Raw genomic sequence first — 12705 nt, forward strand, 5'->3', positions numbered from 1 at the left:
CAATCAACCTTAAATACAACTAAAATAACAAACCAATAATGAAAAGATTACTTACTTTCGGTCTGCTATGCTTTATCTGTTTCCAGATGGTAGCACAGACCCAAAAGGTACCATTAAGTCATACTGATTATGATGGATGGAAAAACCTTAAAAATCAAAAGATTTCGAACAATGGAGAATGGATTACTTATGAGGTAAATCCTCAAAAAGGAGATGGATTTCTGTATATATATCAGGTGAAAACTAAGAAATTAGATTCTATTGCCAGAGCTTACGACGCCATTTTTTCTCCAGGGTCAGAGATTTTGAGTTTTAAAATAAAAACTCAGTTTGATACCATTCGTAAGGCAAAGTTAGATAAGATTGAGAAAATGGATATGCCTAAGGATTCTATTGGAATTTGGAATCTGTCGGAGAATAAGATTTTGCGTTTTGGGAACTTAAAATCATTTCAAATGCCCGAAGAAAAGGGAGACTGGATGGCTTTATTGTTAGAAATGCCTAAGGAAAAAAAGGATTCAACTGAAAGTGATTCTACCCAAATTCCTTTGAAGAAAAAGAAAGGTAAAGACAAAAAGAATGGAAAGGATAAAGTTGAAAAAGGCTTACTGGTAATTAAAAATTACATCTCTGGCAAGGAGTATCGTTATAAAGATGTAACTGAGTTTTCATTATCCAGAAATGGGAATGCGGTTAACTTTATTCAAGTAAAAGGGGACAGTATAAAAACTGCCTTGGTGAATAAATTCTCTGGAAAATCCGAGGAATTAGAGGCGGTTTTTGAACAAGAAGGAACAGCTAAAAAAGCTTCTATTTCACCAGAAGGCGATAAATTAGGTTTTATTTTTTCTGCTGATACAGTGAAAAATAAGTGCTATTCTTTGTATTACGCAGATCTTAAACAAGCCGTAAAACCTATTGTTGATACTTTATCCAATGCAATTCAGGATAATTGGACCGTAAGTGAAAATGGCAAGGTTTACTTCTCTCGTGATGGAAAGAAGATGTTCTTTGGTGTTGCACCTAAACCAGTAAATGAGAAGAAAGACAGCTTATTGGATGAAGAAAAATACAGAGTAGATGTTTGGAATTGGAAAGATCCTTTGTTGCAGCCACAACAGAAACTTCAAGCTGAGAAAGAGAAAAAACGTACTTGGTTAGCGGTTTATCATACCAAAGAAAACAAAATTGTACAATTGGGAAAGGAAGATATGCCTAATATTGAGCTGTTTGATCATGGAAATGCTAATCTTGCAATGGGTCGATCAAGCTTGCCATATCAGCAATTAACCTCATGGGACGATTGGTATTCTGATTACTATGTGGTTAATCTGGAATCGGGGAAAAAAGAATTGATTTTGGAAAAGAAAAACTCTGATGTGAGTATTTCTCCTGATCAAAAATTTATGTTGTGGTTCGAAACACAGGATAGTGTATGGTATTCGTATCAATTCGAAAACAAGAAGAAAGTGGCTTTAACCAATAAGATAAAAGCCGAATTTTATAATGAAAAACATGATACACCTAATGATCCTGAGCCATATGGATTGGTTGGTTGGACAAAAGGTGATAATAATTTGATAATTCAAGATCGTTATGATTTTTGGATGATTGATCCTACAGGAAAAAATGCTGCTGTAAATCTAACAAATGGATTTGGTCGTAGAAATAATATACGATTTGATTATTTGAAATTGGATGAGGATGAATTGTTTGTGGATTTTAAGAAGCCTCTATTGTTAGCTGCCTTCCATGAATTCAATAAAAAATCGGGAACTTTTAGATTAGAAAAAGAAAGCGATCCCAAGGAAATTATTTTCAGCGATGCCAGTTATACAAGTCTTAAAAAGGCGAAAAATGCTGATCGTTTAATTTGGAAACGTTCAACTTTTAAAGAGTATCCAAATCTTTGGACAGGAGGTTTGGATTTGTCGGACAAAAAGCAAGTATCAGATGCAAATCCACAGCAAAAAAACTATTTGTGGGGAGATGTTGAATTGGTAGATTGGACATCAGGCGATGGTGAGAAATTACAAGGATTACTATACAAGCCTGAAAATTTTGATCCAAACAAAAAGTATCCAATGTTGGTTTATTTTTACGAACGAACTTCGGATCGCATGCATCGTCATCATGTTCCTCAACCCAATTGGTCGATCATAAATCCTTCCTATTGTGTGAGTAATGGTTATTTGGTATTTATGCCGGATATTACCTATCCGAAAGTTGGATATCCAGGGGAATCAGCCTACAGTTCAATTGTTACCGGAACCTTGGCTATGATGGATCGTTACGATTTTATCGATAAGGAAAATATTGCTTTACAAGGTCAAAGCTGGGGAGGGTATCAAATTGCTTATTTAATTACCAGAACCGATTTGTATAAATGTGCAATGGCTGGAGCTCCAGTAACCAATATGACTTCTGCCTATGGAGGAATGCGATGGGGAAGTGGTATGAGTCGAATGTTCCAGTATGAGAGAACTCAAAGTAGAATTGGAGGAACTTTATGGAACAGTACTTTGCAGTATATTGAAAATTCACCAGTATTCTTTGCGCCAAAAATAAAAACGCCATTATTGATTATGCATAACGATAATGATGGTGCTGTGCCTTGGTATCAGGGTATTGAATTGTTTGTGGCCATGCGTCGTTTGCAAAAGCCTTGTTGGATGCTTACCTATAATGATGAGGCACACAATTTACGCAAGCGACCAAATCGAGTAGATTTATCGATACGAACCATGCAGTTTTTCGATTATTATCTGAAAGGGAAACCTGCTCCTGTTTGGATGACAGATGGAATACCAGCAGTTAAAAAAGGAAAATTTGATGGTTATGAATTAAAGGAGTAATACTGATATACATTTGGAATTTAAATGGTATAATACCATTACAAAAAGTATAGAATGCGTCCCAAGCGGGACGCATTTTTTATTTACAATAATGTTTTGATCCGGAGATCAAAAGTTTTAACTGATCAAACGCTTTTTTTAGGTCAAATTATGCTTCTATTCTCGATTTAGCCACATTTTTTAATTAGCCACATGCTTCGAGGCTTGCAAAAGGTGTATCAACTCTTGATTTTGGTGTATCGAAGCAGGTATGAGCTTCTTCAACTCTCGAAATAGACGCATCGAAGCATTATAAAGGTGCTTGTATTCATGGATTTATAGAGTAGAAGTTTTATTTTATCGCTTTAAGCTACCAGTTTACCTATTGGAGTAATTCTTTTAATAAATGAATGGGTGTGTTAATACAGAAGAATGTATGCAAACAAAACCCTTCATTTCCGATAAATGAAGGGTTTTTGAATCTTAATTGTTAGTTAAGAGTGTTGTGTGTTTGTTGTTGTGTTGCTTCTGGTTAGGTTTAACCAATATTATTTAGTGTTGTTGTTGTTTTCCGTATTATTTGCTAGCAAAGTAAATACCTTTCCAAGATAATTCATACAGTTTCTGTATAAATAAGTAAATATTACCGATATTGCTACGTCTTAAAGTGAAAATCACTTTGTGTTTTACGCAAACGTTATAAATAGGAGTAAAAATTTCTTTTATGGAAAGTTTAGATCAAACGGATAAAACTATTTTAAGAATTTTGCAGAATGATTCAAAGAAAACTGCGAAAGAGATAGCTGCAATGTTGAACATTACAGTTTCTCCGGTATATGAGAGAATTCGCCGATTGGAAAATCAGGGATTTATTAAAAAATATGTAGCCATTCTCGATAAAAAAAGAATAGAAAGAAGTGTTACAGCCATCTGCCAGGTTTCCATGCGATATCATGATGAGAAATTTATTGATGAATTTGAAAAGCAAATTCAGGATTTAAAAGAAGTTCAGGAGTGTTATCACATGGCAGGACAAGTTGATTTTATTCTTAAAATTCATGTGAGAAGTTTGGAAGAATACCATGAGTTTGTACGCTTTAAATTATCTAAAATTAATAATATTGGAGTTTTGAATAGTACATTTGTTATTAAAGAAATAAAACATAGCTCGGAATATTACATATAGTTTTGTTACGAATTCAAAGTATTTCTTAATGTGATTTTAGTAACTTAGTATGAGTTCTAAGAATTTTTGCTCACTTCAATTACATTATGGGAGATAATTCTCAAAACATACCACCAGGCAAGTTTAGAAAGCAACTTTCCGAATATCAACAAGAAATTGATCTGCTTAAGGCACAAAATAAACGCCTTAAGAAGAAGGTTGATAGCCTGGTCGTGAGACAGTTTTCAGATGAGTTGGAATTACTTTTTAACGCTACCGGACAAGGAATCATTATTCGAGATGCTAATGGTAAGATTACTTTTGCCAATCCGGCAGCATCGCATATTCTTGGAGTTAAGAATGAAGCCTTATTAAACATCAACAGTTTCGAACCATCAAAAAAAAATAGATTACTTGATGGTACGATCATTACAGCAGATGAACATCCTGCAAAAATTGCTTTAACCACTGCTAAGGAAGTTCATCGTTCTATATTGGGTGTTTTTAATCCTGAGAAAAATACTTACATCTGGATAAGTATTACAGCTACACCAATGTTTGAACAGCAAAGCGATATTGTAAAAAGTGTTTATACTGTTTTTGAAGACATTTCTGGAAAAATTGAAGCTGATAATTTGCTAAAAGAAAATGAAGCTAAAGCAAAGGCTTTGATTAAAACCATTCCTGATTTAATTGTTCGTATCTCCAGAGATGGAAAAATAATTGATGTAAATGGTAGATTAAATGGACTGTTTAATGGAATATATCCGAATATAAATTCCGATATACGACAACTATTTGAGCCTGAATTGTCTTTGAAATTTATTGATGCAATGGAGGAGGCTTTTGAAAGCCGTAAAGTTCAAATCTTCGATTACAGGATGAATCTTCAAAATAAAGGAATTTGCTACTTTGAGTTTAGAATTAATAGTGTCGGAGAGCGTGAGGTTACTACAATAATTCGTGATGTTACTGAGCAAAAAAGATCACAGCGAAAAATGGTGGAGGCTACGCGTAGGTTAACCACTTTAATTGGAAATTTAACGGGAATGGTATATCGTTGTCTTGCCGATGAATATTGGACGATGCTCTTTGTTAGTGATGGGGTTAAAGATCTGACAGGTTATACTTCTGAAGAATTAAACTATAATGCAGCTTTAGCTTATAATGATGTAATTTATTCAGAAGATAGAGATTACGTAGTTAAAGAGGTGGAAGATGGTGGGGTTCGAAATAAAAGATTTGCATTAGAATATAGGATTATAACTAAATCAGGACAACTCAAATGGGTTTTTGAACAAGGGCTTACAATAAAAGATAAACTTGGAAGACCTTTGTTTATAGAAGGATATATTGTTGATATTACCGAAAAGAAAATTGCAGAACAAAACCTTGTGTTAAGCGAGAGTAAGTTTCGTTTGTTGTTTAATTCATTAACAGAAGCCATTTTTGTACATCCATGGAGCATAGAAGGTTTTCAATCCTTTGTTGAAGTAAATGATATTGCTGTTGAAAGATATGCTTATACCAGGAAAGAGTTTTTAAAAATGAGTGTTATTAATTTAGTCCCTGATGATCAACTTTCGGAGAATAAATTTAAAAAAATGCGAAAGACACTATCTGAAAAAGGGTGTTTATTTTTAGAGGGTGTACATAGAACTAAGCATGGGAAAGAATTTCCGGTAGAGTTAAATGCTAATTTAATTGAATTAAACGGAAAAAAATACATACAGTCAGTAGTACGTGATATCAGTGATCGTAAACGAGCAGAGGATGAGTTGGCGCATAAATCTCAGTTTGAGGAATCAATTAGTAAAATTTCAGCAGATTTTGTTCGTGCATCGATAACCGAAATTGATGGTGCTATTAATAAAGCTATTGGTAAAATAGGAAAATTGATTCATGCAGATAGAGCATATATATTTCTATTGAAGGATGGTGGTAATAGTTTTGAAAGATCCTATGAATGGTTTCTTAACGATCGAGTAAAAGAATTTCCAACTACAAGCTTTTTTAGAGGTGAAGATATTGAGTATTGGCTGTATGAGCTCAAAAAACATGGAAATTTCATTGTTAAAAATCTAAATGATCTTCCTAATAATGCATTTTCGAATATGAATCATGATCCAAGAGAATATGTGAAGTCATTGTTTACTTTTCCTATTTTTACTCAGGATAAATTGTTAGGATTTGTTGGATTTGATACGATTGATAGGGAGAGAGAATGGGGAGATGATAGTGAGCTTTTATTGAGGACATTTACGGATATTTTAGCAGGAGTTATTAGTAGGAAACGTTACGAACAAGAATTAATATTTGCCAAAGAAAAAGCAGAAGAAAGTGATATGCTTAAATCAACTTTTTTGGCATCGATGTCTCATGAGTTAAGGACACCATTAAATGCAATTATTGGTTTTAGTACATTGGTAAAATCTGATTCTTCTCCTGAGAAAATCGTGAAATGGAATGATATTATAAAGTCCAGTGGTAAACATCTGCTTAAAATTATAGAATCTATTTTTGATGTATCCTTGCTTCAGGCAAAGGAAGCAAAAGTGAATTATAACAGAATTTCTTTGGACGATGTATTTCTTACTATTCAGCAATATATCAAGGCTGAATTAAAGAAATTGGATAAAACAAGTTTACAAGTTGTATTTAGTAAAGAAGGTGAGGATGATATTTATCTAAATACCGATAGAACAAAAATTATTCAAATGATAACTAATCTGTTAAATAATGCAATAAAATACACAGATTTTGGTTGCATTGAATATGGATATAAGGTAGAAAATGATGATCTTGTATTTTTTGTTTCAGATACAGGAATAGGAATATCAAAAGAACATCAGGAGGTAATTTTTGACATTTTTAGACAAGTTGATGAACCATATTTTGGTTTGCAATCGGGTGTGGGTTTAGGGCTTGCAATTTGCAAAGAAATAGCAAAGCTCTTAGATGGAGAATTGTGGTTGGAATCTGAAAAAGGAAAAGGATCTTGTTTCTTTTTTAAACTCAATAAGGCTATTTGTAAAGAAAATTGTGTTGAGAATGAATTTAGTAATGATATTTCAGTTCCTTACCTAAAAGGGCGTACGATTTTGGTTGTTGAAGATATTCAGTTTAATTATCAGTTAATTGAAGAAATGCTATTGTTGACTTCAGCCAAGGTAATATGGGCACAAACGGGTTTTGTAGCAGTTGATAAAGTTCGGAATAACAAAGAGATAGATTTGATACTTATGGATGTTAAGATGCCCCAAATGGATGGATACAGAGCTACCATAGAAATATTGAAAATGAAACCAGGTATTCCTATTATTGCTCAAACAGCCTACGCACTACCTGGAGATCAGAAAAAGGCAATAGATGTTGGTTGTAGGGCTTATCTCACAAAGCCTATTGATAAATCGAAGCTGTATGTGTTGTTGTCAGAATTCATAGGATAAGAAATGAATTATTATGAATATTATAGGTTTTGAATATCCATATTTTTTATACAGCTTTGTTAACATCTAAAAAATAAATAATCGTGAAACTATCTAGCTTTTTAAGTCTTATTATATCTCTGGTATTTTTTGTGGGTTGCAACACAAATGCTAAACAAAATAAGAATCGTGAGAATTTAACATCAAAAAATCAGTCTAAGACATATCTACCTAAATTGGTAACCGATCAATTGGCTAAGGAAGTTGAGGAACAATCGGGGATGGTGTATTATAATAATTTATTTTGGGTAAATAACGATAGCGATTGCCCTGCCGAATTGTATGCCTATGATTTATCTGGAAAGCTTAAAAAAACCATTAAAATTTTAAACGCTAAAAATATAGATTGGGAAGATCTTACCGATGATGAAGAATTTTTTTACATAGGAGATTTCGGAAACAATAATGGAATTCGAAAAGATCTGAGAATTCTTAGAGTTGCTAAATCAGAGATAGGAGAAGGTGGGAAGGTTGAATTGAATGCAGACATCATTACTTTTGACTGGAAGGATCAAATTGATTTTAAAAAAAGAAAACACGATCATGATTTCGATTGTGAAGCATTCTTTTCTTATGGAGATTCGCTTTATCTTTTCACAAAAAATTGGGCAAATTACAAGACTAGAATGTATGTGATGAATAAGAAGTTAACGCATCATTCATTGCAGCCTAAAATGGAATTTGATATTGATTTTATGGTAACAGGAGCTGATATTAGTTCTGATGGTAAGAATCTTGCCTTGGTTGGATATAAGGATTACAAAACTTATATGTATTTGTTTTCGAATTATTCAGAATTAAATTTTGATCAAGGGAAACAGGTTCGCATAGATATGAGCCCTTTGGGAGGTGCACAAACTGAAGGTGTAGTATATGATGATGCGGATGCATTATTTATTAGTACTGAAGCGACTAAGCAACCACAAGCCCTTTATAAAGTGGATTGGGAGCAATGGATGAATTGAACTCATTACTCCCTTAAAATTTATTTCATTCTAAAATAGCGATCTGACTTAGGATAATCTACTTGGCTGTTAATATTGGTGAGATATGAAATGATACTTTCAGCATCTGTTTGGCTTTGTTTTACGCCATTTTCAGGGAAAAAAGAATGATGGACTGCTGCAATGTAATCGTTCATTCCAAGTGTAAGTATGGTATCATCCGGCAGAGTATTGCCTTGTAGATCTTTGATGATGACATCTTGATCTGCTTGACTGATTTGAATTCCTGAATAATAAAATCCTGAACCAGAATTACGAAGAAATTTTTTGATATCAAAAACTGACATTTCATAGATTATGGTTCCATTATTAAAGGGGGAAATTTCATAAATTTCTCGTTTGGTGATATCTCCTTCATCAAGACTTGATCTTACACCTCCTGAATTCTGAAAGGAAAGATCAACATTCAATTGTAGTCGCAAAGCATCAGTGTAAAAACATCCAACCTGACTTCTACTGTGATATCTATTTGAGTAGCCAATTACATCAGTAAGGTAAGGTTCATCATTGTAATCATCAATAATTGCTTTTATCTCAGAATCAAACTCGCTTTGTTTATTCAAATCAATCAATTCAAAACTAAGATCTGTAATTTTTTTATTTTGAAGAGTCAAGTGAATTTTACCTAAATAATTAAGATAGCCACCTGATTGAAATATTGGAATTCCATTGACTGTTCTGTTTACTTTTGCATGAGAATGACCACCAATTATTAGATCAAAATAGGGAAACTTATTCGCAACTTGATTATCTCCAAGTACGTTGTCGTTTCCATTGTCTCCCAAATGGCTTAAGCAGATGTATAAATCCGATTCTTCTTCAGTTTTTATATTTGAATAAAGAGAAATAATATCTTCCGGTCTGTTGAAAGAAATATCCTGAACTCTCCAGGGATGTGTAGAAGGAATGGTTGCATCCTCTTTTCCATTGGTCTCAACCAAGCCTAAAAATGTTACTTTAATATTGTCTTTTGTAATACTTACATATTCTAATGGATCTGGCAATATACTTCCATCTGTATCTACATTTGCACAAATCCAGTCGAAGTTTGATTGTTCCATTCTATCCTTCAAATTCTCTAAGCCATAATCAAATTCATGATTTCCTAAAGTGGCTACATCAAATTTTATTTTGTTCATCAAATCGATTAATGGATAACCTTTTTGAGGGTGATTGTCAACGGTAGGATTTCCCGAAAACAGATCTCCTGAGCTTACAACTATTACTTCATTTTTAATTCGTTGGTCATCTACTATGTATTTCACTTTCGAAAAATTATCTATCTGGGCATGTACATCATTAACACAGAAAATTGTAAGTGTTTTTACAGTATCATCAATAGGAGGAGCTTTTTCATCTTTACTATCTGAACATGATGCAAAAATGAGCAGGGCAATTAAAAAGTAGAATAAATTATTTTTCATAGTTGTGATTTGATTTATTGTAAAGACAAATGTATTTAATTTTTGAGAGTAATATTAATATTTCGTTCGATAGAGTCCTGTAAAGTGTTTCATGTTTCTTCTGTTGAAGTAGAATCAATTTAAATAATCTTGCTCTTTGATTTTGAAATCCTTAAAAAGCGTGTAATTTTGCAGTCCGTTTACTGAACAACCAAAATATTCGGATTGTATTACTGTAAATAAGAGAGATTTGAAAGATAAGTACAAAGAAATATTTGATAAAGGAACAGATTTACCTCTGGTTGAGGATTTCTATACCATACAGGGCGAGGGATATCATACGGGAAAACCAGCCTATTTTATTCGTATTGGTGGGTGTGATATCGGTTGCAGATGGTGCGATAGTAAGATATCGTGGAATCCATCTGAGCATCGATTAATTTCTGTTGAGGAGGTAGTAAGAAAAGCGGTTGAGTCGCCAGCTAAATCGGTTGTTGTTACTGGTGGAGAACCATCACTGTATAATTTGGAACCCCTTTGTACTGAATTAAAGAAGCATAATATTGAAAATTTTCTGGAAACTTCTGGAGCTTACGAAATTAGTGGGCAATGGGATTGGATTTGTTTATCGCCTAAACGAAATAAACTTCCTGTGCCATCTTCTTACAAAAAAGCAAATGAGCTAAAAGTGATCATTTATGATTTGGAGAAAGATTTTGAATGGGCGGAGGAGTTATCTAAAAACGTTAGTGATGATTGTTTGCTATATTTACAGTCGGAATGGAGTCAATATGTGCACAATGTAAAACCAATTGTGGAGTATGTAAAGAACAATCCAAAGTGGAATATATCATTGCAATCACATAAGTTTATGAGAATTCCATAAGAGAAAGATATAATATCATATATGGTAGAAAGGGCATTCAAATTTTTGAATGCCCTTTCTTTGCCCTAAACTAATAAGCTAAAGTATAAACTATTGCGATTAAAATGTAACTCCAAATACAAGGAATAAGTTTTCTGCCATTGGGTTAGCAACAACAGAAGCTGAAAGAGGAAGAGAGAATTTTTCAGTAATGCTCACTACTTTTGAGGCAGTAAAACCTAGATTTACAAAACCTGAAGTGTCACCATAAAAGCCAGACTCACCTTTATCCTCATCAGCATCAATTGGTGTAAAGCCTGCAAATAAATCAATATCAACTTTTTTGTACGAGAAGCTATGTCCAAGCTCTATATATAAAGAATACTGCTGATCTCCGTTTGCATCTTGATCGGCTCCCAAAAAGTTCATTGCTGCCATTATGCTGATAGGGAATCCATCTGTTCCATTAAAAGCTAATGTTCCTTCAAGAATATGACCAGTGGATTCCTTCTTATAGTCAAAATAGCTATTGTTTACTGCTATGTCGTCTGTGGGAAAAAAGTAGTCGGTTAATGTTGCTGTGAATAAATCATCGGCAAAAGTGTATGATACATATATATCTGCTTCGGCTCCATCCTTGTCACCATTTTGTGCATACGACCCCCAGACCCCGATTGCAAATCCACCTTTGCTGTACTCAACAGCAGGTTGAATTACTGGTCCGGTTGAAAATTGTGTCCCTCTCCAGATGTATCTGCTCATTAAATCAGCTCCGAAAGAGAGTTCGCCTTCCTGTGCAGATGATGTTCCTATCAGCATTATCATACCGATTAACAATGTGATAAATTTTCGTGCTTTCAACATAGTAATAGATTTTAGGATTAATAAAAAAGGTAAATAGTTATATCTCAAAATTGTGGTTTTGTAATTTTTTCAGATAAAAACAAATCCCACCCCCTCGAAAGAGGGGGTAGGAGCTTGTAAGAATCAACTAATTTTTATCTTAACCCATGCATCTTAGGGGTTTTATTTTCAAAAGTATTAAAATATTTAATCCAATCACTATTTTTACAGGGGCATTTCACTAAAAAGTGTATATTTTTTTGCGCAAAGGTTTTAAAAGAAGGGGTGTTGCGTTAAAAAATGTCTTTTTGAATAATTGTTATTGCTTAAAGTGTAGACAGGGTGAGTTTTTGCAACTTAATTTATGATTGTAGTTTTTTGTATTGAATATAAATTGTGATATTTTCTAATGAAATCATATTTGTTGCCTGAAAAAATATCGATCTTCGTATAACAAAATTAAAAATCAATAAATAAAAACTATGGACAAGAGTTTAAAAGGGACCGAAACAGAAAAGAATCTTTTAAAGGCATTTGCTGGTGAATCTCAAGCTCGAAGTAGATATACTTATTTTGCAAAGCAAGCTAAGAAGGAAGGTTATGAGCAAATTGCTGCTATTTTTATGGAAACTGCAGAGCAGGAAATGCAGCATGCAAAACGTTTTTTTAAGTTTTTAGAAGGTGGTGATGTGGAAATTACAGCTGCTTTTCCAGCTGGTTCTATTGGAACAACTGCCGAAAATTTAAAAGCTGCAGCTTGTGGTGAAAACGAAGAGTACACCGAATTGTATCCAGAGTTTGCAAAAATTGCAGCAGAGGAAGGTTTCAAAAAAGTAGCTTCTGCATTTAAGTTAATTTCTAAGGTTGAAGAAATGCACGAGCAAAGATACCTGAAACTTTTGGCAAATCTTGAGGCAGAAAAGGTATTTGAATCTGAAGAAAAAGAGGAATGGTATTGCCGAAATTGCGGATATGTTCATGAAGGAACAAAGGCACCTAATATGTGTCCTGCTTGTGAGCATCCTCAATCCTATTTTGAGAAAAAAGCGAAGAACTACTAGTAGTTTACATCCTATATTAAAAAGAGCCTCTGATTTCAGAAG

General features: G+C 33.5%; 8 protein-coding genes. 6 read left to right on the top strand and 2 right to left on the bottom strand.

The genetic code is table 11. The features are described from left to right. Positions 1-38: 38 nt before the first annotated feature. The 4 genes from GCQ56_RS04690 to GCQ56_RS04705 all read left to right on the top strand — a co-directional run bounded on the left by GCQ56_RS04690 (position 39) and on the right by GCQ56_RS04705 (position 8452). Complete coding sequence (locus GCQ56_RS04690; RefSeq protein ID WP_152733210.1) at positions 39-2855, top strand: S9 family peptidase; 2817 nt, start codon at positions 39-41, stop codon at positions 2853-2855. Positions 2856-3558: 703 nt separating this feature from the next. After that, positions 3559-4020 carry an Lrp/AsnC family transcriptional regulator gene (locus GCQ56_RS04695; RefSeq protein ID WP_152733211.1) on the top strand — a complete coding sequence of 154 codons (462 nt, stop codon included), beginning with the start codon at positions 3559-3561 and terminating at the stop codon, positions 4018-4020. 86 nt (positions 4021-4106) lie between these two features. Continuing rightward, positions 4107-7448: a PAS domain S-box protein gene (locus GCQ56_RS04700; RefSeq protein ID WP_152733212.1), complete on the top strand. Its 3342-nt coding sequence runs from the start codon at positions 4107-4109 to the stop codon at positions 7446-7448. Between the two features lie 83 nt (positions 7449-7531). Beyond that, the gene (locus GCQ56_RS04705) at positions 7532-8452 is read left to right on the top strand and encodes a hypothetical protein (protein WP_152733213.1); all 921 of its coding nucleotides are present in this window, start codon (positions 7532-7534) and stop codon (positions 8450-8452) included. A 20-nt stretch (positions 8453-8472) separates the two neighbouring features. On the opposite strand, the gene GCQ56_RS04710 is transcribed toward GCQ56_RS04705, so the two are convergent. Beyond that, a complete protein-coding gene (locus tag GCQ56_RS04710) occupies positions 8473-9915 on the bottom strand; it encodes a bifunctional UDP-sugar hydrolase/5'-nucleotidase (protein ID WP_152733214.1) in 1443 nt (480 codons plus the stop codon). 229 nt (positions 9916-10144) lie between these two features. On the opposite strand from GCQ56_RS04710, the gene GCQ56_RS04715 reads away from it, so the two are divergent. Next, the gene (locus GCQ56_RS04715; RefSeq protein WP_152733215.1) at positions 10145-10780 is read left to right on the top strand and encodes a 7-carboxy-7-deazaguanine synthase QueE; all 636 of its coding nucleotides are present in this window, start codon (positions 10145-10147) and stop codon (positions 10778-10780) included. Positions 10781-10879: 99 nt separating this feature from the next. On the opposite strand, the gene GCQ56_RS04720 is transcribed toward GCQ56_RS04715, so the two are convergent. Next, on the bottom strand, positions 10880-11623 hold the full coding sequence (locus GCQ56_RS04720; protein WP_152733216.1) for a hypothetical protein: 744 nt from the start codon (positions 11621-11623) through the stop codon (positions 10880-10882). A 461-nt stretch (positions 11624-12084) separates the two neighbouring features. On the opposite strand from GCQ56_RS04720, the gene rbr reads away from it, so the two are divergent. Further along, a complete protein-coding gene (gene rbr, locus GCQ56_RS04725) occupies positions 12085-12663 on the top strand; it encodes a rubrerythrin (protein ID WP_152733217.1) in 579 nt (192 codons plus the stop codon). Positions 12664-12705 lie beyond the last annotated feature (42 nt).

The sequence above is a fragment of the Marinifilum sp. N1E240 genome (assembly GCF_009295825.1).
In the GTDB taxonomy this organism is placed as follows: domain Bacteria; phylum Bacteroidota; class Bacteroidia; order Bacteroidales; family Marinifilaceae; genus Marinifilum_A; species Marinifilum_A sediminis.

Coding starts and splice junctions, on each gene's coding strand:
- GCQ56_RS04690 (WP_152733210.1), top strand. CDS start 39: ATGAAAAGATTACTTACTTTCGGTCTGCTATGCTTTATCTGTTTCCAG.
- GCQ56_RS04695 (WP_152733211.1), top strand. CDS start 3,559: ATGGAAAGTTTAGATCAAACGGATAAAACTATTTTAAGAATTTTGCAG.
- GCQ56_RS04700 (WP_152733212.1), top strand. CDS start 4,107: ATGGGAGATAATTCTCAAAACATACCACCAGGCAAGTTTAGAAAGCAA.
- GCQ56_RS04710 (WP_152733214.1), bottom strand. CDS start 9,915: ATGAAAAATAATTTATTCTACTTTTTAATTGCCCTGCTCATTTTTGCA.
- GCQ56_RS04720 (WP_152733216.1), bottom strand. CDS start 11,623: ATGTTGAAAGCACGAAAATTTATCACATTGTTAATCGGTATGATAATG.
- rbr (WP_152733217.1), top strand. CDS start 12,085: ATGGACAAGAGTTTAAAAGGGACCGAAACAGAAAAGAATCTTTTAAAG.